The following is a 22,770-nucleotide window of genomic DNA, read 5'->3' as shown; positions in this document are numbered from 1 at the left end:
GGCTCAGGGCCCGATCACGCCGCGGAAGCTTCTCCTATTTCACCTCAATGCCGCGACGCTTCTCGGCGCTCCAGTAATCCTGAAGGGCAACCCGGAGAATTTCGGCATCCGGGCTGGTGGTGACGCGCCACGAGGCAGTCTCGACCGATGGTGAGATGATCCCCTATACGCAGGTCTCCGCTGGCGCCTGGAATGGAAGTGCTTAGACGCAATTTGGAGCAGGATGGCTTCGCCGTTGTTGATGGAATGCCGGGCCAGCACTCGTGGCTGGACATCGGTCTCAATGGCGTCGACAGGCATGCAGGCTATGCTGCGAAATACTCGTGAGTGCGGCGATCTCCAGGCGCGCGGGCGCCAACCAGCACGCTGCGCAGGGCTTCATCGCGGCACGCGTGATCACGCCGAGCCTGACCTGCCGGCAGTTGAATTATCCTTCGACGTTAGGCCGAGCCAGGCGGCAAAGTTTCGGGCCGATCGAAAGTCTCAGATGCCGGAGTCTTCATCACTGATAGCGACGCATCGTATCGGGGCCTACACCGAGAATGGTGCCAGGCGCTGTCTGCGCTCCTTGGCCCGATGTTAAGCTATCAACCTGGCGTCGACGTCTTTCAGATGTGTTGGGCCTGCAGCTCAGGAACAAGACGCCGAAGCGGCGTGTGAAGGCGAAGCTGCGGGAAGGCGGCCGGGAGGAAGCCGTCGGCCCGAACGACGTCTGGGCGATGGACTTCGTCCACGATCAGCTCGCGACGGGCAAGAAGATCCGGTGTGCTGACGGTCGTCGACACGTTCTCCCGCTATGTGCCTGTGCTCGACCCGCGCTTCAGCTATCGGGCGGAGGATGTGGTCAGGGCACTGGAACAGGTCTGTCCGGAGATCGGCTATCCGACGACGATTCGCGTCGACCAAGGCTCCGAGTTCGTCTCCCGCGACCTCGACCTATGGGCCTACGCGAAAGGCGTGACGCTCGACTTCAGCAGGCCGGGAAAGTCCACCGACAACGCCTACATCGAAGCCTTCAACGTTCCTGACCCTTGCCGACGCCGCCGAAAAGTTGGAGGATTGGCGCAGATACTAAAATCCTGTTTCATAACACCCATCTGTCTATGTCGTTGAAGTGAATAGGTTTTGCTGATCTGGATGCGATCCCGTGGGGTATTTTGGGTTTTGCCGCGCGCGATGAACGATGCGCTGTGCCGCCGGTTCGCCAAGCGTTGATCGGCTGAAGACCCATGGACCATCCGGCAGAGGATGAACGCCTTCGATCTCGCCCGCCTCGGCGGCGAGCCTGAGGGTCTTCGGTGCAACGCCGAGAAGGCGCGCCGCCTTGTTCAGGTTAAGCCATGGCTCTTTGCCGTCCGCCGCTGGCCGGAAGACAGGGATCTTATGATGCGACCTGTGCGCGGTGACCCGTTCGCGTGTCCATCGATTGCCGTGGCCGGTCACCAGTCCATTGCGGTTGAGGATGCCAGCAATCAGATCATCATTGGCGATGAGCACCAGTTGGCGGACGGCCGCGATGATATCGCCGGACGTGCTGTTGCGCTGTCCACGGCGCCGCTTCGGCAGGCGCAGTTCAGTATGGACGCCGCCAACCCAATGGATCAGAAGAACGATCTCTGACGCTTCGTCATCGATATCGGCGACCACCTCCCGGATGACGGTGCGAACGATGCGCTTCTTGAGCCTTGCATCCGTCGTCGGCGCCGCCCACACAGCCTTGAGATCGGCGGCGAGCGCGGTGACGTGTATTGGCGACAGAAGTGATGGCTCCGATGTCGAGGCATCATGCGCGGTAATCCTGCTCTCGATCTCGCCGACACGCGTAAGCGCCCGGTTCCATCGCAACTCCAGTTCCGCCGCGACCAGCCGGTTCTGCGGATCGATGGCGTCGTATTGCCGGAACGCCCGATCGGCGTTGTAGCGTGCCGCCTCGCGATCGCGCATCAGAGCATCGCGGACCTGATCGCGGCGACTGGCCGCTTGCGCTTCGGCCTCGACGGCCGCGGCTATCGCTCCCGGCTCGACAACCCGCAGAAGAGCTTCCTCGATGGCGTCGTCGACGCGTAGTCCACCGAAGGCGATGCAACGCGGCTCGCCATTGTCAAGCAGACCACGCCAGCAGGAATAGCGCGGAATGTTGTGCTTGGTTCCCGTGTAGCGGACCGTCAGCTTGCGGCCGCAGCGCCGGCAGCGGACAAGGCCGGCGAGCAGAGCGTCGCCATGCTTGGGCGCCCCGTGATGCCGGCTCGTGGGCACGTTGTCGCTCACCATCTTGCGGATCGCTTCCGCCCTTTCCCAGCTGACGTAGCCTTCGTGTGCACCGCTTGGCCTGCGCCAGACCACATCGCCATTGTTGCGCTTGGCAGGCAAATCCAGCCCATGTTCGAGGAACCAGAGCAGGGCCTGGCGGGCACTGCCGAGTTCCGCCACCTTGTCAAACACAAGGGTGATGGCCTCCTGCATGCGACGGTCGGGATCCTTCTCCAGCCGGTCGCCGACCTTCACGAAGCCGACCGGGGAAGCGACGACGAGTTCACCGCGCCGGGCCTTCTCATAGCGGGCCGACAAGGAGCGCTGACGCAGAAGATCGAGCTCATACTCGTTGAGACTGCCCTTCAATCCCAGCAGCAGCCGGTCATTGCCCTGGCGCGGTGCGTAGACCGTCTCCTGGTCGATCAGCACGGTATCGACGACGCGGCACATCTAGATGAGCTGCTGCCAGTCGCGGCTGTTGCGGGCGAAGCGCGATACCTCCCGCGCCGCAACCGCCCCAACCTTGCCGAGACAGACTGCGGCGACCATCCGATCGAAGCCCGCTCGCGCGACACCGCCAGCAGCAGAGCGGCCGAGATCGTCATCGACCGTCTCGATGCGCGGAACGGCGCGCTCGCCGTCGACGTGGTCGAGGATCAGGCGCACCATCAGCTTTGTCAGCGTCAGGCGCGTCTCTTCCGGCAGCGCCTGCCATGGTGGCATCTGCGCGGTCTCCGCATCGTGCGGGTTGGAGAACAGATCGAACTGATATGTCGTGGGCTGGCGCGGCATGGACCTCTCCCCCGATTCGCGTCGTGAGGATCCGATGCTGCGCCCGAATCCTCCAATTGCGATGGGGTGTGGGAATTGGCCGTCGCGTCCTGCAGCAGTGTCACCAAGACGCCAAGCGTTCTGGGATCGACATGTGGGGCAGCGGCAATGCGCCACGCGGTGCAGACCGCGCGATCAAACATCCAGGCCGGAACCTCCAGCCACCGATCGGAGGCGTGGCCAGAGAGACTGCAGCGGAAAACCTCCCGGTCAGCCTTCTCGATCACCTCATGAACGTGAACACAACGCCCGGCCCAGGGATGCCATGGATAAAGAAACTTGCGTTCCTCGGTCCCGTGGGCGTTCTCTCGTCGTGTTGTACAACGAGGTGCGCCCACATGGGGCGATCGGGCACAAGGCCCCTATCTCGTTGCTCAATCCCGATGGCGTCGCCAGCCCGCCATCGTGAGAAAGCCGGGAAACTCTACCTTCCGGCGGTCCAGAGAACCGTATCGGAGCAAGGCGAGAACCGCTCTAATCTCACACGGAGAAAATTAACCCGTGGCAGGTCAGAGTTCTTCGACTATTTATAGAGGTATCCAGAAGAAATACCGATTATGATCGTCCCTTCTCGCCAGCCTGGGTTGGTGCGGGAGATGGAGGCGCACAGATTTGTTCATGTGCGCCGCGGGCCGGAAATGATGTGATCGACCAACTGATTAGGTCGACGGCCCGCTGGAGTATCGCTTCGGTCAGAGCATGGTCGGGTGAAGCGGCGATGACGTATCCCATACAGTCTCGATGATCTCCTTTCCTCACGATGGGTGCTTTTGGTTCAACATTCAATTTGACTTCAATGACACCTGGAATCGCCGCTGCCCGACTGACGCCATCGATCCAATCGAGGGTGCCATCGCTATCCGCAACTAGGAATCGGGCGGCAGCAATCTGCGAATGGCTTCTACACAAATTCCATTCGTCGCCGGTGACAAGCTTGATGTGCTCTGTGAGCAGATCGACACCGCAGGCCGCCTGAACCATTTCAGGTCCGGGCGCGCCGCTAAGACGCGGATTGACTTCAATGACGATTGGGCCGTGCTTCGTCCACCGGAATTCGATGCACGTTGGCCCCCAGCCGAGGCCAAGCGCTCGCAAACAGCTCAGCGAGACGTCGGCGATACGCTTGTGCTCGGCATCACCCAGCGGGGCCGGAAAGGTCCACTGATGATAGACGAAATGCGGCGGTGGGCCGAAGTCACCGGCGCCAACTCCAATGACCTCATCTCCCATTACATCGCTCCAATAAAGAGGGCCTTGTGCGAATTCTTCGACCAGTATCCTCGGCGAAGACCGCCATATGTGCTTCTCGCCCAACAGATATGTCGCATGTTCGGCTAACTCATCGAGGTTGCGGCACAGTCGGACACCGATACTGCCGCTGCCTACGGCTGGCTTAAGAACCACCGGCAGGCCGATATCCGCGGCAGCGCCTTTTATCTCTGTCGCATTCGTTGCCAACCGATAAGCCGGAATCGGAATGCCGGCCCTGGCGAGAAGCTGACGTTGCAGGAATTTATCGCAGCATCGTTCGATGGACGTAGGATTCGGCCCTGGTAGCTCGAAATGCCGACAAAGCTTGCCAACTGTCGCATAGGTAAACTCCGTGGCGGACGTAATGCCAGCAATCTCATAGGCTGCACCCAGCCGGGAACATTCCTGGATCAGCGCATCGAGATTGTTTGTATCGACAGCGATTGTCTCAATGCTTTTCGCCGCAAGATATTCGTACCGGGTTGGATTAGCCGACAGGATGATTGGATGAAAACCATGATGCTGAGCCACTTGAACGTACCGCTGCATATTACTTGCGCCTTCAACCAAGATAAATGCTCTTCTCGCCATTGCTTTTAACTCCGACATTGCTGGTTGTGGGGCAGTCTAAGTGTAAACCGGAACCTGTTTCAGTCGTGCCGCCTCAGGCTTTTGAATGTAGCCCTGTCCGCGCCTTTGCGCCCGCAAAGATTCCGTAAGATATTTGAAGGTTTTGTTGCAATGGCTAAGGGTCTGTCCCGAAACTTCATGAAGGATTGCAAAATTTTCTGATCATAAGCCGGATGGAAGCGAGATTGAGGAAGGCGAGCCCTTTGGCGTTGAGGCACTCCCAGTCTTTGACAAGGCGGCGGCATCAGCCAAGCCAAGCAAAATGTGCGTCCGACAACCCAAGGCGGGGAACGAGCACGAACCCCCTGGGCCTGATCTGACCGTTTGACGATCTCCACATAGACCTGGGCAATGACCTTTTTTTCGGCCCCTTCTGGAACGCCGGCCCCGATAGCCTCCATCGGCGTAGAGCTTCAACAGGAAGGAGAAGAGCCCGAACAGGGTGACTATGACCACCGCAGCGCCGTCGCGGTCTTGAACATTGGCGGCATGAACGAGTGCGTGCATAAGAGCGAAAAGCGCATGGTGATACAGTGGACCGTGCGGCTAAGTCCACAAATCGAAATAGGGGTAAACCATCAAAAGCGCCGAAAAAGGGGGACTTGCATGGACCCGCACGGCTTTGATGCGGGCAAGAAGATCAAGGGCCTTGGGTGTCGACGAGAATATGCCGATTCTTGCCGCTTTGGCTATCGATAATGGCGGCGGTCGGAGAAGCTTCGCGTTCCGCCTTTTCCGGGCAGGCGACGAACCGATTCTGCAAAGTCATAAAGACTTGGGGCAGACACTAAAGCAGCATGCAAAGAGGATCGGTGGGCTTCAGGTCAAGGTCAAGCAGCAATGACGAACTGCTTGGGCAAGCGGACGATTTGACCCGTCAGGGTCGACCGCATTTTCCGCCTTTGTCGCTGGTCGCGTGATTTTGTCGATGACCAGTTCGCCTATCCCCGCTCCACGACCGCCTGGCCGCCGCCGGCGCGAATTTCGGTGAAAGTGCCGGTTGGGAACGCGTTCAGTGGTTTGGTGCGCCCGGATCGCCGAATGAAAACCATGCGACGTTCGGCCGGGACGAATGGTTCGAGCGCAGTGGCGCCGAGCATACCGCCACCCGCTCTGGCGTCACTCTGTTTGACCAGTCCTCCTTCGCGCACATAATGGTTCAGGGGCCGGATGCCCTTGCCCTTCTACAGCGCCTGTCCACCAACGACGTGAACGTGGCGGTCGGCCGGATCGTGTATATGCCGTGGTTGAACGAGCGGGGCGGTATGGAGTCCGACGTCACGATCGCGCGCACCGCCGACGAGGAATTTCTTGTCGTGACCGCGGCCGTGCAACGCACCCGCGATCTCGCGTGGCTGCGCTTGCACGCCAAGGGAGCCGGCCACGTCTCGGTCGCCGACGTCTCATCCGGATACACCACTCTCTCCGTCATGGGTCCGCGATCGCGCGAATTGCTGGAGCGCGTCAGTCCCGCAGATTTCTCAAACGTGGCATTTCCCTTCGCAACGGCTCGCGAAATAGAGATCGGATACAGCCTGGCGCTCGCATTCCGGATGAGCTTTGTCGGTGAGTTGGGCTGGGAACTTCACATCCCGACCGAGCAGACATTGGGTGTCTATGATGCCTTGATGGCCGGCGGCGCCGATCTCGGCGTGGGTCACGCCGGTTATGTCGCCCTCAACACGCTGCGTCTTGATGTCCTGCCTGGTAAAGGCGCAGCCCGCCAGCCGGAAGCGCGAGATTGTCACGAACGACAGATCAGCGTGACCACGGCCAGCACTCGCGTTTGCGAAAGCATCAGAGAAGGTTCTCAGCGCGTCCGCAATGCGAAAGTACCGGAAAATGTCTTCAACAGTTCGTCTCGAGTTAGCCAAACTAGCCAGTCATCATGGCTTATCCCTAGTGCAGGCAAGCGCAGGATGGACCCGTATTCTCGATGCTGATATCCGTAGCGACCCACTACACCTTTTTCAATGTTCCAGCCGGCAACTAGCGCGTAAATCACATCTGGGGACCATTTAGCCCATGCTAGTCCCAATGCAAGGCGACCAACAAAGCTTGTGAGGTTGCGGCCCCGAAAGTCCTCCCGCAACCACACGTCGCCATGATATGCTACCAGCCCCTTTATGGTGTCAGCCGTCGGCGCGGAGCAACTGCACGAGGAAGCGGGCCCGGCTTTGAGGTCAGGGTCGTCGAAGCAGCCTTTGAGCGATCTAAGATGCTCAGCAAGGCTGGTGTGGGATATGTCGTCTAAACGCATTGCTTGGACATGCGCTATACTTCCTTCCCGATCTCGACCGACGATCCAAAATGCCTTTCCAGGCGGGAGAGCAGAACAGTCCGGTCGGAAGTGTGGAGTGGTCGGCGGCTTTCCGGGAAGTCTGCTGGTTATTCGGACATACTCGTCAAAATTGTCGCCGGTCGCAATTCGAAGGCCGGACTTGCGCGCCAGGTCGTCTAGTGCCCAGATGCATTTTGACAGTTGCAGTATTGTAGGTTTATCGTTCATATCTGATATCCCTCCGCTCAGCGGAGCTAAGTAATATAGACAATTGGGTTTATTCTACGAAAGTGATGGTATTTGGATAATCGCTTATATTAGCATATCTGTGTGTTATCTCTTCCCCAACTGTTATGTCCTTTAGTGCTACGATGCTTGCCCACGCGCCCGTGCCTTCGTCGACCCATACTATTTGTGAATTCGGGTTAGATGAATGATTTACTATCGAAATTAACCCGAAAACAACATACCCTGAGCGTTGATTTCCTATAGATTTATGTATCGGTCGAACAAAGTAGTACTCTAACAATCCGGTGCGTTCCAATAGCTTTTCATCCGAGCTGTTAAATCCCCATGTCGGAGCTTTTTCAATTAAATCGCCGACTTTGAATGGAATATTGGCAAATACGCCGCGTCCCTTTTGAGGAACATTCCTGACGTATACGGGATTTCGCCGATCATCGATTGCTCCGGTCATCGCGCTTTTCCTACTCTGTACTGCTCATCGCGAGGTACGCGCTCGCGTGGTCTACTGACTGCCACTGGGCATCTTGCAATCGAGATGCCTTCGGCACGTCGGGCCATCAGTTTCCTCTTCGTCGAGATCCCCGACGATCATGATCACTTCTCAAGCTGGCGTGTTCACTGGGCTGCCGATCACGCTTTCGATGGCGTGCGCGAGGATGTCGAGGCCTTGGCTAAGCTGATCCTCCCCAATGACGAGGGGTGGCAGGCATTTCACGACCTCGCCTTTGGGGCCGGCAGTCTCGACGATGAGGCCCCTCTGGAAGGCGGTCCTGACGACCTGACCGGCAATCTCGCCGGACTTCAGTTCTATGCCCCGCATCATGCCACGACCCTTGGCTGACACGCGGCTTGGGTCGTATTTCTGCGCGATCTGCTCAAGCCGGCTTTTCAGCAGATTGCCTTTCTCCTCGACGGACGCCGCAAAGCTGTCTGTCCGCCAGAAGTGCTCCAGGGCTGCTCGGGCGGTCACGAACGCGTGGCAGTTGCCGCGGAATGTGCCGTTGTGCTCTCCTGGCTCCCACCTGTCGAGTTTTCGATCAATAAGAACGAGAGCCATAGGCAGGCCATACCCCGATATCGATTTGGCCATTGTGACGATGTCTGGACGGAGTCCCGATGCTTCGAAGGAGAAGAATGCACCGGTGCGCCCAACACCCGCCTGAATGTCATCGACGATCAGCAGAGCCCCGTGTTTACGCGCAATGGCCGCCACATTGCGGAGCCACTCGATGCCGGCGACATTGAGGCCGCCTTCGCCCTGAACTGTTTCGACAATCACCGCCGCCGGAGCGTCCACGCCGCTGGAGGGATCCGAGAGCAGACGATCAAGGTAATTGGCGCTGTCTACAGTGGACCCAAGATAGCCGTCATAGGGTAGCCGCGTGACGCCGCCGAGTAGCTGGCCGGCGGCAGCCCGGTGGTATCGGTTGCCGGTGCAAGAGAGTGCGCCAAGACTCACGCCATGAAAGCCGTTGGTGAAGGCTACGATGTTTGACCGACCAGTGATCTTGCGCGCTAGCTTGAGGGCAGCCTCGACCGCGTTGGCGCCGGTCGGGCCGGGAAACTGCACAACATAATCGAATTGCCGCGGCCTAAGGATCGTCTCGTGGAATTCCTGCAGAAAAGATTCCTTGGCTACATTATAGAGATCGAGGCCATGGGTGATGCCGTCGCCCTCAATGTAGTCTGCGAGCGCGGACTTCAGCTCGGGGGGATTGTGCCCATAGTTTAGGCTTGAGCAGCCCATGAGAAAGTCGAGATAGGCCGTCCCATCACGCGCAAACAGCTGAGCCCCCCGTGCCCTCGCGAAAACGACGGGAAAGCTGCGAGCATAGCTCCGCACCTCGGACTCGAGATGGTTGAAGATCGCAAATTCCTCCTCGCGATCCGGCGCACTTTGGTCAGTCATCGTTGCCTCCTTATTTAGGTTGGGTAGGCGGGCCGGCGGGAATGCCTGCAGGGCTTCAGAGCGTGCGATGGGGTCGATGGCTATCAGGAGCGTCGATGGGTCGCTCGGCGTCGGTAGGCCGACAACCAGCCAACCACGCTAAGCGAGCACGCCATCGGCGAAATCACTGCAAAGCAGGGGCTCGCAATACCGCGAATTGCGGTCTGGTTGCGGGCACTTCGCGATGAGCCGGCGAGCGGGCGCGTCGATCGTCCAACAGTCGGCTGAGTTCCTCTGGAATGGCAGCTCGTCGTGCCGAAGCGTCGGCCTCGTCCTGCCGAAAGCCGCCCGCCGAGAAAGGACGCGCCAGGATGCTGTTGCGGGATCACCAATGATATTCAGTTCGGCCGCGGGTGCAGGCCCCCTGACGGAATCCACATCATCGATGAGGTGTCCGTCTTCCGCATGGGCCCTACGATGTGGACGTTCGCGTTCAGCCAAAGCACCGGGCTCACGATATTCACGCAGCATCATGAGTGCCTTTGCCATTTCAGCCCTGTCTCGGCGTCGATGGTTCTGATGGCCTTTGCGCGCAGATGCGCCTTGAGCTTGGCGAATGCCATTTCGATGGGATTGAGATCTGGGCTGTAGGGCGGCAGGAAGAGCAGCCATGCGCCTCTGGCCCGGATCGCTGCCTCGGCGGCCGGGCTCTTGTGGGCAGCGAGATTGTCGAGGATGACGACATCGCCCTTTGCCAGCGTCGGAGCGAGCTGCGTTTCGACATAGGTTTCGAAGATGCGCCGGTTCATCGGCGTGTCGATAGCAAAAGGGGCCGTGAGCCCATGACAGCGCAACCCGGCGATGAAGGTCTGCGTCTTCCAATGCCCGAACGGTGCCTTTGAGCGGCATGTGCGGCCAATGAATTGTGATCGAGTGCAGTAATCGTTTGGCCAAGGCCCAGGGATTTCGCCAATCTGCGAAGAAGGCGACCCTGCCGCAGGGTGGGGACCGGTCGCCATCCCCGGCGCGCAGCCGCCCAATGAACGGCCCCCCGATGAGGTTCTTGTCTTCCACAGAGGGTTCATTTCGGGGATGTTCCCACACATTGGCGGCATGATTCTCCGTTGGTTTTCGGAATATCTCTCGCGGTAACTGGACGTTGCGTGGCAACGAGAAGCTCTGGCTATCACTGACCATTAAAATCTCCCAAGCGAACACCAGTGCCGCCTTCGCGTCGCGTTTCACGAAGAAGACTTCTCAAAAGTCATGCCAATTGCGCCGGGGAGCCTAACGAATATTTTTCTGAGGTTTGTTCAGTGACTTGACCCGGAGTGCAGCGGACTGCCAGGCCAAAAGACTGTGTCGCGGATGCGACAACACGACAGTAGGTGTAGAAGCCCTGCGAACTCAGAGCCTGACTCAAAACCCGGTTAACTGCGAGGTGGAGTTGGGCGGCGGCGGAGCATGAGGCGGATGGAGGCGATGAATATCCATGCCTCGGCGCTGGCGATGGTCGCCTCGAAGTCTTTGGCGAGCCGGCGACAACGTCCCAGCCAGGCGAAAGTTCGCTCGAGGACCCATCGTCGTGGCAGCACCTCAAAGCCCTTGGCCGCGTCGGAGCGCTTGATGATTTCGATGGTCCATGTGCCGAGATTGGCCAGTGCCTGCGACAGTTTTTCTCCGGCATAGCCGCCGTCGGCGAACAGATGCCGCAACCAGGGAGAAAGCCGTCGAATGGAGGCGATGACGCCGACTGCCTTCCTGGATGTCGGCCGTGTGCACCGTCAGCCCGACCAAGTGTCCCTCGGTGGCAGTAATGATATGGCGCTTGCGGCCTTTGACCTTCTTGCCGACGTCGTAACCACGCAAACCGGCAACGTCCGTGGTCTTTGCCGATTGGCTGTCGATGACACCGGCGCTCGGGCTCGCCTCGCGACCAAGCGCCAGGCGTGCCGCAGCCACCAAGTGGAAGTTGATGGTCTTCCACAGCCCGTTGTCCCGCCAGGCATAGAAATAGCGTTGAACCGTCGAGACCGGCGGGAACCGATCCGGCAATGCCCGCCATTGGCAGCCGGTCAGGGGATGTAGAGAAGCGCGTCCACGACCGCCCGAAGTTCTGTCGTCCGCGGTCGTCCCGTTGCCTTCGCTCCAGACATGAACGGCTCGATCAACGCCCATTCCCGGTCCGTCATTGCATTTGCATCTCGCTGCCCCGCGCGGCAATACTGCCGCCGGGTGGTCTCCGTCCAACCCATGTCGTGATCCTGCTCAAGTCTAGACAGCTCAAGCGAATCACAACGGACGGGGCCACTCAACCGCCTCCACCGCCCAATCTCGAGTTTTGGGTCAGGCTCTTAGGCAAAAAGGACCATACCCGTTGCATACTTAGATAGACACTGATTGAACCTTCTAGTAACTCGCCCATGTGCTAATAAATATGGATATTCTATGACAGTGTTGCAATAAAGTCTTAAAATATGCAGGAGATTAATTCATAATTGACGCCTTCCATTTCCGCGTCTTTTAAGCATAATCGTTCAGAGAGCATGGTTTTCCTTTTATAACTTCGTCTTTCAGATCTTGGAGATATACGATGGTGGAGCGGGTAAAGATCCTAATAATTGGGTATGGCGTGCTTGGGGGTGCCGTTCTTGATCTTCTCAGCCAAAGCGGCAGACCGTACGATCTGCATGTTGGGGCAAGGAATGTGCAGCAGGCCTCTCTAAGGGCCAATGTGTCGAGATACACGGCCCTAAACCTCGGCCATCATCCGACCATTGAAGTGATGCCTATGGATCTAATGAATATTGAGGCTACAGCAGAGCGGCTTGCGGCTCTCCGTCCTGATATCATTTTCAATGCAACGACATTGCAGCCATGGTGGATCATAAAGCAATTGCCGGCCGACGCTTATCAGCAGATCGATAAAGCGTGCGCCGGCGTATGGACCCCGATGGACCTCGTTCTCGTGCGACGCCTGATGAAAGCTGTGCGAGAGGTCGGACTTGAGAGCCTGGTCGTGAACGCATCCTTTGCTGATGTAACACACGCTGCCCTTGCGGCTGAGGGTCTCGCGCCAGCGATCGGCATTGGAAACGTCGCGAATGCCGTGCCGGGTATCCGATTGGCGGCTGCGCATCTTCTGGGGTGCGACGTGAAAGCCGTAGACGTGCGGTTCTTCGCCCAACACTATGTCAGCTATCGCATGCCGAGCACAGGAACCACGGACGGAGCGCCCTACTATCTGGCCATATATCGGGAGGGCCGGAGAACCAGGCCCGAGGAATTGGACCACGATGAGATCTTCGCGAATGTTGCCGGCCAATTTCGACGGGTGGGAGATCTTACAGCACAATTGGTGACGGCATCGTCGGCGACAGCCGTTATACGTGCGCTCGCCGATCGCGTGGAGCGCGTCGTACATGCGCCCGGCCCATTGGGTCTCGTAGGGGGCTATCCCGTTAGGATTGCTCCAGCAGGCATTTCGATCGATTTGCCTGAAGAGCTATCATTGGACGAAGCGGTTGAGATCAACAAGGGATGTCAGAAATTTGACGGAATTGAAGCCGTCGAAAGCGACGGAACCGTGCGCTTCACAGCAGAGTCGGCAGAAATCGTGCGCAAGCTGCTCGGCTACGATTGCGAGGCGGTAGCGCTTGAGGAATGCGAGGACCGTGCGGAGGAACTGGCAACGAAATATGCCGAATACCGTCGTCGCTTCGAGTAATCCGGCACCCTTCGAAGCATATTATTGGCGAGACAAACCGGCGGTCGTAGTGGCAAGCTAGTCGCCTGCGAAACTGATGATGTGTTGATTCCAGTTTTCGATTCATTCCGATCTGACACTTGGCTTGCCGGCATTGTGGGCTTCGAGTGGCGATTCGCGGCAAATGAATGCGCCTTGTGTTGCGTGATTAGAGACGATGACGAAGCAGCGCGGGAGCGAACGAGCTTCCCAAGCAATGACGCGCGCTGAGACCAACCTGATTCGAAGAGAGCTCCGATGACCGACGACGTTGTCAACCTGCGCACGCTGTGAAGAAGCCCTCGACGCCGCTCTGTTGTGCGAGAGGATTGGCTGTGCTGCGCAGTGGCTCATGGACCTGGAGGTAAGGAGCCGCCACTGACGCCGGCTAGGACGAGAAGTAGCCGCTGCGGCTGCATCGAGCGGTACGACGCAACCATGTCGTCGGCATCTTTCCCAATGACGCATAAGAATCCTGCGCAGCCCCAAGACTCAAAATGGATGGATCAACCGCCGCTAATTCTACATCCGCCAGCCGCTAATGGCTTATCCGCACCAGTTCGCCAGTTGCGCCGCCACATCAGTAACTCGCCAATCCTCCGCGTGGTTGAATAGTCCAGCCATTACAGATTCTTCACGCAAATTTACTGAATCTTTGCAACTGCAAATCGCTGACGATGCTACGTTTCACACAAGTTCGAAAGTCAGGCAGCGGCCGAACAGGCTGATGCCGATTTATGCTCCTGGTCGCAGGGCACGCAACGGAGGAGACAGCCAATGGCAAGGAGAGCACTCATCATGCTTGAAGGGCATCGGGGTTCTGGTCTGCCGTTCGTTCAAGCGGCCCGACACCTTGGTCTTGATCTAGTTACCTTGTCGGCTAATCCAACTCGCTACGACTATCTTGCGGATCAAAATTTCGAGGTAATCCAGGTCGATACAGACAATCTGGATGCGCTGATCCGCGAATGCTCACGGCTGCGTACAAGGTATGATATTGCTGGCTTACGGGCGCCGAGGAAGAGATCTATGCAGTTGGCAAGCTCTGCCGGTATTTCAATCTACCGGGGACCGGACCCCCCTGAACGATGCTACAAACAATTCCTAGAGATGAATTCGCAAATCTGACGGCGTAAAGCCGAAAAAAACTTGCTAAGATTCGGGTTTAAAAAAATGGTGTATGATTTGATCCTCAGGAGCGGCCGCGTCATTGACCCCTCTCAAACGCTTGACGCGACTATGGACGTGGCCTTTCTGGACGGGAAAGTGGCCGCTATCGGCTCGCGACTCGAATCGGAGGCGGGAACAGTTGAGCAGGACGTCTCAGGCCTTATTGTAACCCCCGGCCTTCTCGATCTTCATACGCATGTGTACTGGGGCGGAACGTCCTTGGGCATCGATGCGGAAGCCTTCGGTCGCGCCAGCGGGGTCACGACCGTTGTCGATACTGGGAGCGCCGGCCCAGGAAACTTTGCCGGCTTTCGACAACACATCATTGAGAAGTCTCAAGTCCGTATCTTGGCGTTGCTCAATGTATCCTTTGCGGGGATTTATGGTTTTGGATCTCAGGTCGGGGAAAATGAAGAGATAAAGTTGCTGTCTGCGGTGCGCAGCGTCGAGGTAATCGAAGCAAATCGGGATGTGATCGCAGGAGTAAAGGTTCGGGTCGGGAAGTACGCTTCAGGGAATTCCGGTCTCGCCCCGCTCGACATGGCCTTGGAGGTTGCCGATGAAACCTGCTTGCCATTGATGGCCCATATCGATTTCCCGCCACCCTCTTATGAGGAGGTCGTCTCCCGTCTAAGACGTGGCGATATCCTCACCCATGCCTTTCGACCCTTCCCGAATGCACCTATCAATTCGCGGGGCGTCATCAGAGCAGCCGTGCGGGAAGCACGTGAACGCGGCGTTCTTTTCGATATCGGCCACGGCCAGGGCTCGTTCGCCTTCAAGACGGCCCGTGCCATGCTGACCGAAGGATTCCAGCCCGATACGATTTCGTCGGATATTCATGCCGGCAGCATTGACGGACCAGTCTTTGATCAGACGACGACTCTGTCGAAGTTTCTGTGTCTGGGGATGTCGCTGAACGAGGTTATCACTGCCTCGACCCTTAACGCTGCATCAGCGCTCCGCCAGCCGGAGCTTGGATCGCTCAAGCCGGGCTCCACAGGGGACGCCACAATCCTCACCCTAGAGGAAGGTTCCTTCGACTATATCGATTGCATGAATGAGGTCATCCGCGGAGGCCAACGGCTTGTTGCGCGGGGAGTGGTCCTGAACGGCCGCTGGTGGAATTCCTGGAAAGACGATCGGGAGGCAGCGGCCAAACGGGCACCGATATCAAGCCACAGCAAAAAGCAATCAAATTATAATGATGAATGACCGACGACATGCGCCCACCGCCTCATTCCGATTGACGTGATGGTTTCTGGATTGGCGAGGAGTTTCTGCCAGGCCTCGCACGCCGCGTCGATGGTGGCGTCGTAGGTTTCGAAGACTCGGTTTGAGAGCCAGTTGGAGCGCAGGTATTGCCAGAGGTTTTCCACCGGGTTCAGTTCGGGGGATCGCGACGGCAGGAAGATCGGCGTGATGTTCTCCGGCACGTCGAGATTTGCCGTTGTGTGCCATCCAGCGCGATCCATGAACAGCACGGCATGCGCGCCTGGAGATCGACGCGGCGCCAGCACCACGCCGTCAACGGCAGGATCTGGGCCTGTTTCGACAATCTCGGCCAGCTCTGCCAGTTGCTTGGGCGAAAGCCGTGGTGTGAGGCCATTCGACCACGAATCCAGAAGCCCATCCGGCCCGGCTTCGTTGAACCGGTGCCCAGTCCCGCAAGGTCCATCCCGCCGATCCTGGCCGCGTCCGCACGGCTCATGCCGTCAGGCACCGCCGCCAGCGAAAGCAAACGGCTGCACTGCCGCGCGTCCTTCGAAGCCCGTGCCAACCGGCGAAGCTTCGAAGCCGAATAGTCCGTCCGCAACGGAGCTGAGCACGGAGGGACGAAGCTGAAGCCGAGGCGCGGAATAACGATTGCTAAAGCGGGAATGGGCCGGCGGCCTTGACCTTTTCCATCGTGACGCAAGTTCGGAAGCTCTTCACGTTTCCTTCCTTGAAAAATAATTGGCGCGTAAGAGACGTATACTCGCCCATGTTTCTGATATTCACGATGAGAATGAAGTCAGCTTCTCCCATAACGTGGTAGCATTGCTGTACCTGAGGACAGTTCACGAACCGTTTTTTCATCTCATCGAGCAGATCCGCTTTTTTACTTTCGGCCGTCACCTCGACGATGACCGTCAGAGGACGCCCAACCGCTCTCTCGTTTAAGGTGAAGACGTCCTTTCTGATTATCCCTGCGGAACGAAGCCTTTTAAGACGTCGAGCTACCGCCGCTGCTGGCAGGCCAACACGGTCAGCAATTTCGCTCTGCTGCATGAGAGTGTCGGACTGCACCAACTGCAGGATTTTTAGATCGAAATCGTCGAGCTGCGTTTTGCGAGCGGTCGCGTCCCCACAGGTGGTGTAGCTCGGCGGTAGCGAAGCCGCTCGCGAGCGCGCTCTCGACAGCGCTGTATCGAGCGAGCGGCTTTGCGGTGGTCATCGACAGTTCGCCGGTAAGGTCGGGTTGCTGACACCAACCTGATTCGAAGGAACTATCGATGACCGACGACATGATGAACCTGCGCGCGCTCGTGGAGAAGACTCCGGATTCCGATCTCTTGCGCGAGATGATCGGCTTTGCCGCCGAGCGGCTGATAGAGCTGGAGGTTGGGGCCGCCACCGGCGGCGCCTATGGCGAGAAGAACCCGTTGCGCACGGCCTAGCGCAACGGCTATCGCGAGCGCGACTGGGAGACGCGGGCCGGCACCGTCGAGTTGCGCATCCCCAAGCTCAGGAAGGGCTCCTACTTCCCCGTTTTCCTCGAACCGCGCCGCATGGCCGAGAAGGCGCTGACCGCCGTCATCCAGGAGGCCTACGTCCAGGGGTATCTCGACCCGCTCGGTCGACGATCTGGTCAAGGCGATGGGCATGAGTGGCATTTCGAAGAGCCAAGTCAGCCGGCTGTGCGAAGAGATCGACGGCAAGGTCAAAGCGTTCCTTGAAAAGACCCATCGAGGGCGACTGGCCATATCTGTGGATCGACGCCACCTACCTGAAGGTGCGCCGCGGCGGCCGCATCGTCTCGGTCGCCGTCACCATCGCTGCCGGCACCTCGGCATCGATAGCGTTGAGGAAGCGGATGAATTCCTGATGACGATGGCGCTGCATGTTCCTGCCGATGACGGTGCCGTCGAGCACGTTGAGGGCGGCAAACAGGGTGGTCGTGCCGCTGCGCTTGTAGTCGTGGGTCATGGTGCCGAGCCTACCCTTCTTCATGGGCAGGCCGGGCTGGATGCGGTCGAGCGCCTGGATCTGGCTCTTCTCGTCGACCGACAGCACGATGGCGTGAGCCGGCGGATCAACATAGAGGCCGACGACGTTGCGCAGTTTGTCGACGAACTGCGGATCGTTGGAGAGCTTGAACTGGCGCCAGCGGCTGGGCTGCAGCCCGTGCGCCTTCCAGATGCGGCGCACCGCGCTGGCGCTGATGCCGGCCGCGGCCGCCATCATGTCGGCGGTCCAGTGCGTCGTCTCGCCAGGCGGGTCCTGCAACGTCAGTGCCACCACGCGCTCGGCGACTTCAGGTCCGAGTGGGGCAATGCGCGAGGGGCGCGTCTTGTCGCGCAACAGTCCCTCGAAGCCTTCCGCGGCGAAGCGCTCCTGCCAGCGCCACACGCAGGTCTTGGACTTACCAGTTTGCCGCATGATCTCCACGGTGCCCACGCCGTCGCTGCTCAACAGCATGATCTCGGCGCGCCAAACGTGCTTCTGCGGCGCATTGCGATCTCTGATCAGCGCGCCCAGACGCTGACGATCAATCGAAGAAACGGTGAGCAATATTCCTGTGCGCATGCGCCAGACTCGCATCCGCACTCACAAAAGGGAATCCCCAGCCGGACTCTTATGTCAGGGGTAAACCACTAGCATCCGTTAGCCCCGAATAGTCGACCGGTGTGGTAATGAGATGCACACCGCCGCCGGCGAACGCCGCTTCGAGTGTAGCTACGAGCTTGTCAGGGCCCTCGATCCGCCTACCTTCGATACCATAGGCGTTCGCATAGGCAACGAAGTCGGGATTGTCGAAGGTCGTGCCGAAATCGCTGTACCCGTGCAAGGCCTGCTTACAACGGATCATCCCATAAGCATTGTCCTGCAGGATGAGCACGACCAAGTTGAGACCAAGGCGGATCGCCGTCTCGAGTTCCTGCGAGTTCATCATGAATCCGCCGTCACCGCATACCGCAAGGACGCGGCGCTCCGGATAGAGCATTGCAGCCACAATCGCCGAGGGTAGCCCAGCGCCCATTGTGGCGAGGGCATTGTCGAGCAGCAGCGTGTTGGCGACGTGGGTGCGGTAGTTTCGGGCGAACCAGATCTTGTACATGCCATTGTCGAGACAGACGATGCCGTCCTCGGGCATGACCTGACGCACGTCATGCACGATCCGCTGGGGTGTGGGCGGGTAACGGCTTTCCTCCGTACTGTCGGCGATCCTAGCCAGGATCCCCTCGCGTAGCCCGAGAAGCGCATCAGCGTTGGGCAGCTTGCCCTCGATACGGTCGGCGAGCAATCTCAGGCTCAGTCCGACATCACCAACCACTTCGGCATGCGGGAAGAATACCTCCTCGACGGTCGCTGGCAAATAGCTCACATGAAGTACGGCCGGCCCGTTCGGCATCATCAGGAAGGGCGGCTTTTCCACCGTGTCGTGACCGATTGAGATGATGAGGTCGGCGCGATCGATCGCCCGATGGACGTAGTCCCGCTCCGACAGCGCGGCCGTGCCAATATACAGTCCGGACCCGCTCGATACCGCGCCCTTCCCCATTTGTGTATTGAAGAATGGGATCTGCAGGCGCCTAACGAAATCTGACAGCACGTTCGTCAGGCGCGGCCGGCTTGCTGCCGCACCCAACATGACCAGTGGCCGCTCCGCCTGGAGGATCAGCTCGGCGGCGCGATCCAGCGCTTCTTGGGGCGCCACCGGCTGATCGATCGGATGAGGCGGGATTGTTGATGGAACCGTCACAAAAGACCCGGCTGCGACGTCCTTTGGAAGCTCGAGATAGACGGGCCCCGGCCGTTCCCGCTGCGCCACCCCAAACGCTTCGCGCACGATCGTCGGGATTGTCGCGGGGCTGACGATTTGGCGCGCCATCTTGGTCAGCGGCGCCATTGTCGAGACCATGTCCACGACTTGGAATCGTCCCTGCTTCCCGCTTACGATCCCTTTCTGCCCGGTAACCATGATCATGGGCATCGCGCCGAGCAGGGCGTAAGCTGCCCCCGTCGTGAGATTCAGCGCACCGGGACCGAGCGTAGACAAGCACACGCCGGGCCTGCCGGTAAGCCGCCCCTGCGTAGCCGCCATGAATGCTGCCGCTTGCTCGTGGCGCGTCACCACGAATTTGATCGAGGAATGCCGCAAGGCTTCGATGAAATCGAGAATGTCTTCTCCTGGCACCCCGAAGATCCGCTGTACGTTTTCGTTCTCCAATGAGGAGACAAGCAGTTCGGCTCCGTTCATTGATGTTGTCCTCTGTTCATACTCACCACCTATCAGTCAGCACTCTCGAAGCGGTTTGCTATTGTTGTTGCTTACCGCTCTAGCATTGACGACCTTTCTGTCTGCTGCGACTGCTCGATGTAGGTCAACCTGAATGTCGCAAGCCGATTGAAAGCAGGCCCGGACCGAATTTGATGGCAGCGCCTTTGGGTGCTTTGTGACAAAGGCCAATGGAGCCTATTCCCGGACCATACTCCTCGACTATCCCGTGCACCGATTGTCTCCAATACGGTAGCAGCACATGGTCCACTACGTTCTTCCGGGCCGGCGCGGAAGCAGACATCAGAGAGCAACGCCGGAGGCGGCACAAGCAGTCATATACATTTTCATTTCCGTCTTCTGGTGAATGAATGCCATGCTGCCTCACTCTGACCCATCCCGAAGCAAAAATCCGCCTTTAGCGATCACAACAACAATTGCGTCGCGAGGCCACGTACGACAATATGGTCAAGGATCCGAGGAGGCTTAGACCGGCGGCAGCGACGATTGGCAGCTGAGAGCGCCAACGTGAATAATCCATCGGAAACCACGTCGGCACGTATTCGACGATGCTGGCTGCACATGCAGGCTAGTGAACCGAAGCGTTTCCGAGTGGCATCTTTCACCTCGCTAGTTGCGGGGAGGCCCACTGGTACGTTCATGCGTCGGATAGGTTCGCCCACTTGACAGAATCCCGATTTGGCAAGCATCTGGACAACAACAGTTCCTCGACAGTCGTGTCGAGTTCGTTTGCGTCCGGCGGTATGCCCCCACCTCCCCACAATCATACGGGACTGACGTTTCGGTGACGGTCGTGCCATGGCTTTGATTCAAAACCTACGACAGCTATCCTCTCGATCATCAAATATCCGTTTTCGTGCATTCTTGATCGTGGATCCGAAAGCCCCGATGCGATAGGCAACGAAATCTCGTCTCAATGCCGGAGAAGCAAGGAGCAGGCCAAATCGACAACACGTTGATAAAAAGCAAGAAAATGCAGACTTGTACGTGAAGCCTATCCGCTTTGGTGCAAATCAACCACCGAGGTGGGTGAAATCGGCTAGTCGGTGTCGCGGATCCTACAATGCCTCGCCTACTTCCGCCCATTCCGCAGCCGATGTGAGAAATGATTTCAGAAACGTCGGATTTCGGGACAGGATTTCCGCCGGTTCCGCGAAGTGGGTGAGCTGCGGCTAACGGCACTTGGACCCGGACGAGCATTCTTATAACGTTCATCCGATCCTCAAGAATGACTGAAGCTTCGACAACCTCAGTCTTCTCAACGAGCAACTTGCGGGTGAGCGCGATGATCGTCGTCTTCTTGAGCCGGTCGCCATTCTTGACCCGGTCCCGAACCACAAGGAGAGCACTGAGTGCGGTTGATGTCGTAGCCACAGCCAGGCGAGATGGATCAGCGTCGTGCGCAGCCTTGGATTGCCGGCTTACGAAACCCCTGGTCGTAATCGATCGAGCCACTCTGTCAGGGCGTCGACGCAAGGCCTGCATAGGCGGCAACGCTGGCATCGGTTGTCGAAGTGACGCGACAGCCCCTCCGACTACAGGACGGTGACAAACTCCGGCCCGATGCCTTTCAGGTTGAGCAGCATCGCAGGTGCCGGCGAGACGGCCTCAGCGGCAGCAAGCATCGAATCGCGTTCGGCCTCGACTGCCTTGATCTGCTCGAGCAGCAGCTCGAGCCTGTGAAGTTCTCGGCCGATCTGCATCTTCAGACATGCCGGCAGCGGACGGCCATCGCCGGTCTTCAATTTCTCCAGCCGCGATCTTGGTTTCCAGCCGTTCGTTGCGGGCGAGCCCGACGACGTAGTCGACGCGGTTGATCTCGCACCAGGCCATCAGTTCCTCGCGCGCAAAGCCGGAATCAGTGCGCAGGATGATGCGGACCCTAGGCCAGGTTTTGCGGATCTGGGTCACGATCCGCTCAACCTCCTCGACCGCTCCTTTGCTGGCATCGATGTTGGAACGCCTGAGCTTTGCTGCCGGCAGGTGCCGGTCGCAGAAGATGTAGAGCGGCAGGTAGCAGTAGCAGTTGTAGTAGCCGTGGAAGAACCTGCCTTCCTGCCGGCCGTGCAGCGGATCATCGGTGGCGTCGAGATCGAGCACGATCTCGGCCGGCGGCTTATCGTGGGCTTCCAGGAACAGGTCCACGAACAAGGCCTCCAACGCGACCTTGTCGTGATCTTGTGATAGCGCGTCGGCTCCCCGACCCGGCCGTGCTCCAGCCGGTTCAGCGTCGACTTGCCAGCAAGCACCGCACAATCTTCTCGCTTCGGCGTCAGACGTTCCGACACAAGCGCGAGCACCGGGTCGTGGCGAAGCGTGTCGTGGTCGTCGACGTCCTCGTATCCCAGCGCGATCGCTGCGATGCGTTGGCCGACCAGCGTTCAGACGCTGTGAACCGTGAGATCCTGATTGCGGTAATCGACGAAGCACGAGGCCACCCGGTCGAACAGCCCTATGGCCCGATCAACGTGACGCAGACGCAAGGCGCCAGCGTCTGATTTAATGGCTCCGCCGTGGAAACCAGCCACAACTTTGTGGCCGTCGAAGCCTTCAAATTCAAGCCGCTCGGAAGTACAGTGTGTCTGCATCGGACCCCGTTCCTGAATCTGATAACTCTTTGTTGCAAAAGCTGTTTCTCAGAGTCTCGGGGCCGATGCACTTTTTTTGGTGGGATATTCAGGCTACTCCATCCGGGGGGCCCCGCTGGGTCAAACTGGGCTGCAGTCGGATAAATCCAACGCCGTTCTCGATCTCAATTTTGGTGCTAAAAGGCTTCGAGAGCTTCTGTAGTCGGTCCAGAATGGCTTTTGCTTGCCCGGGAGCGAGCCTAGCCTAGTACTACAGTTGCGGATGTCGATGCCGTTTGTAGTGACAGATGGTGGCCGCGGCCTGATGTCGTCGTCGCCATAGCGACCAGGCGATGATGAAGGGCTTTTGTGTCGGTGGGAAGATGAGGATCCGGGCGAGGAGAT

At 58.6% G+C, this 22,770-nt stretch carries 11 protein-coding genes and 10 pseudogenes; 6 read left to right on the top strand and 15 right to left on the bottom strand.

Features of this window, described 5'->3' with window-relative positions; all coding sequences use genetic code 11:
• Nucleotides 1–344 precede the first annotated feature (344 nt).
• A pseudogene (locus tag NKI58_RS35690) lies at nt 345–612 on the bottom strand (transposase); the annotation flags it as partial.
• A gap of 5 nt (nt 613–617) precedes the next feature.
• Between NKI58_RS35690 and NKI58_RS33425 the strand changes: the two are divergent.
• A pseudogene (locus NKI58_RS33425) lies at nt 618–1,072 on the top strand (DDE-type integrase/transposase/recombinase); the annotation flags it as partial.
• A 29-nt stretch (nt 1,073–1,101) separates the two neighbouring features.
• Here NKI58_RS33425 and NKI58_RS33420 read toward each other — a convergent pair.
• The 4 genes and pseudogenes from NKI58_RS33420 to NKI58_RS33405 form a co-directional block, all read right to left on the bottom strand.
• Nucleotides 1,102–2,703 (bottom strand): recombinase zinc beta ribbon domain-containing protein, encoded by a 1,602-nt coding sequence (locus NKI58_RS33420; protein WP_352854396.1) that lies wholly within the window; start codon nt 2,701–2,703, stop codon nt 1,102–1,104.
• Nucleotides 2,704–3,045, bottom strand: a complete 342-nt coding sequence (locus NKI58_RS33415; protein ID WP_352854394.1) for a recombinase family protein — start codon at nt 3,043–3,045, stop codon at nt 2,704–2,706.
• Nucleotides 3,046–3,639: 594 nt separating this feature from the next.
• Nucleotides 3,640–4,926: an ATP-grasp domain-containing protein gene (locus NKI58_RS33410; protein WP_352854392.1), complete on the bottom strand. Its 1,287-nt coding sequence runs from the start codon at nt 4,924–4,926 to the stop codon at nt 3,640–3,642.
• 175 nt (nt 4,927–5,101) lie between these two features.
• A pseudogene (locus NKI58_RS33405) lies at nt 5,102–5,475 on the bottom strand (transposase family protein); the annotation flags it as partial.
• A 139-nt stretch (nt 5,476–5,614) separates the two neighbouring features.
• Between NKI58_RS33405 and NKI58_RS33400 the strand changes: the two are divergent.
• Complete coding sequence (locus tag NKI58_RS33400; RefSeq protein WP_352854390.1) at nt 5,615–5,809, top strand: hypothetical protein; 195 nt, start codon at nt 5,615–5,617, stop codon at nt 5,807–5,809.
• A gap of 118 nt (nt 5,810–5,927) precedes the next feature.
• A complete protein-coding gene (locus NKI58_RS33395) occupies nt 5,928–6,908 on the top strand; it encodes an aminomethyl transferase family protein (RefSeq protein ID WP_352854398.1) in 981 nt (326 codons plus the stop codon).
• 615 nt (nt 6,909–7,523) lie between these two features.
• On the opposite strand, the gene NKI58_RS33390 is transcribed toward NKI58_RS33395, so the two are convergent.
• The 4 genes and pseudogenes from NKI58_RS33390 to NKI58_RS33375 form a co-directional block, all read right to left on the bottom strand.
• Nucleotides 7,524–7,943 carry an SET domain-containing protein-lysine N-methyltransferase gene (locus NKI58_RS33390; RefSeq protein ID WP_352854388.1) on the bottom strand — a complete coding sequence of 140 codons (420 nt, stop codon included), beginning with the start codon at nt 7,941–7,943 and terminating at the stop codon, nt 7,524–7,526.
• A 150-nt stretch (nt 7,944–8,093) separates the two neighbouring features.
• On the bottom strand, nt 8,094–9,401 hold the full coding sequence (gene ectB, locus NKI58_RS33385) for a diaminobutyrate--2-oxoglutarate transaminase (RefSeq protein WP_352854386.1): 1,308 nt from the start codon (nt 9,399–9,401) through the stop codon (nt 8,094–8,096).
• Between the two features lie 536 nt (nt 9,402–9,937).
• Nucleotides 9,938–10,297, bottom strand: a pseudogene (locus NKI58_RS33380) (IS630 family transposase); the annotation flags it as partial.
• Nucleotides 10,298–10,810: 513 nt separating this feature from the next.
• Nucleotides 10,811–11,635, bottom strand: a pseudogene (locus NKI58_RS33375) (IS5 family transposase).
• Between the two features lie 338 nt (nt 11,636–11,973).
• Here NKI58_RS33375 and NKI58_RS33370 point away from each other — a divergent pair.
• Both NKI58_RS33370 and NKI58_RS33365 read left to right on the top strand, forming a co-directional pair.
• Complete coding sequence (locus NKI58_RS33370; protein ID WP_352854383.1) at nt 11,974–13,107, top strand: hypothetical protein; 1,134 nt, start codon at nt 11,974–11,976, stop codon at nt 13,105–13,107.
• A gap of 1,191 nt (nt 13,108–14,298) precedes the next feature.
• Nucleotides 14,299–15,510, top strand: a complete 1,212-nt coding sequence (locus NKI58_RS33365) for an amidohydrolase/deacetylase family metallohydrolase (RefSeq protein ID WP_352854381.1) — start codon at nt 14,299–14,301, stop codon at nt 15,508–15,510.
• Here the strand turns inward: NKI58_RS33365 and NKI58_RS33360 are convergent.
• Together NKI58_RS33360 and NKI58_RS33355 are read right to left on the bottom strand one after the other, a co-directional pair.
• Nucleotides 15,495–16,111 (bottom strand): annotated as a pseudogene (locus tag NKI58_RS33360) (helix-turn-helix domain-containing protein). The gene NKI58_RS33365 and the pseudogene NKI58_RS33360 overlap by 16 nt on opposite strands.
• A gap of 53 nt (nt 16,112–16,164) precedes the next feature.
• Complete coding sequence (locus NKI58_RS33355) at nt 16,165–16,587, bottom strand: Lrp/AsnC family transcriptional regulator (RefSeq protein ID WP_502898854.1); 423 nt, start codon at nt 16,585–16,587, stop codon at nt 16,165–16,167.
• A gap of 203 nt (nt 16,588–16,790) precedes the next feature.
• Between NKI58_RS33355 and NKI58_RS33350 the strand changes: the two are divergent.
• Nucleotides 16,791–17,347, top strand: a pseudogene (locus NKI58_RS33350) (transposase); the annotation flags it as partial.
• On the opposite strand, the pseudogene NKI58_RS33345 reads toward NKI58_RS33350, so the two are convergent.
• From NKI58_RS33345 to NKI58_RS33330, 4 genes and pseudogenes are all read right to left on the bottom strand, one after another.
• Nucleotides 17,335–18,084: pseudogene (locus tag NKI58_RS33345) on the bottom strand (IS630 family transposase); the annotation flags it as partial. The pseudogenes NKI58_RS33350 and NKI58_RS33345 overlap by 13 nt on opposite strands.
• 49 nt (nt 18,085–18,133) lie before the next feature.
• A complete protein-coding gene (locus tag NKI58_RS33340) occupies nt 18,134–19,759 on the bottom strand; it encodes an acetolactate synthase large subunit (protein ID WP_352854376.1) in 1,626 nt (541 codons plus the stop codon).
• A 1,260-nt stretch (nt 19,760–21,019) separates the two neighbouring features.
• A pseudogene (locus NKI58_RS33335) lies at nt 21,020–21,561 on the bottom strand (transposase); the annotation flags it as partial.
• Nucleotides 21,554–22,386, bottom strand: a pseudogene (locus tag NKI58_RS33330) (IS1380 family transposase); the annotation flags it as partial. The pseudogenes NKI58_RS33330 and NKI58_RS33335, both read right to left, overlap by 8 nt.
• Between the last annotated feature and the right edge of the window lie 384 nt (nt 22,387–22,770).

The organism is Mesorhizobium sp. M0522 (assembly GCF_040321085.1).
Lineage (GTDB): Bacteria > Pseudomonadota > Alphaproteobacteria > Rhizobiales > Rhizobiaceae > Mesorhizobium.
Note: the sequence above shows the minus strand (reverse complement) of the source record. Positions and strands in the feature narration are given on the sequence as shown.

Bases quoted from the DNA above. Each gene is read 5' to 3' on its own strand.
- NKI58_RS33390 (WP_352854388.1), bottom strand. From the start codon at position 7,943: ATGACCGGAGCAATCGATGATCGGCGAAATCCCGTATACGTCAGGAAT.
- NKI58_RS33365 (WP_352854381.1), top strand. From the start codon at position 14,299: ATGGTGTATGATTTGATCCTCAGGAGCGGCCGCGTCATTGACCCCTCT.
- NKI58_RS33415 (WP_352854394.1), bottom strand. From the start codon at position 3,045: ATGCCGCGCCAGCCCACGACATATCAGTTCGATCTGTTCTCCAACCCG.
- ectB (WP_352854386.1), bottom strand. From the start codon at position 9,401: ATGACTGACCAAAGTGCGCCGGATCGCGAGGAGGAATTTGCGATCTTC.
- NKI58_RS33420 (WP_352854396.1), bottom strand. From the start codon at position 2,703: ATGTGCCGCGTCGTCGATACCGTGCTGATCGACCAGGAGACGGTCTAC.
- NKI58_RS33340 (WP_352854376.1), bottom strand. From the start codon at position 19,759: ATGAACGGAGCCGAACTGCTTGTCTCCTCATTGGAGAACGAAAACGTA.
- NKI58_RS33410 (WP_352854392.1), bottom strand. From the start codon at position 4,926: ATGGCGAGAAGAGCATTTATCTTGGTTGAAGGCGCAAGTAATATGCAG.
- NKI58_RS33370 (WP_352854383.1), top strand. From the start codon at position 11,974: ATGGTGGAGCGGGTAAAGATCCTAATAATTGGGTATGGCGTGCTTGGG.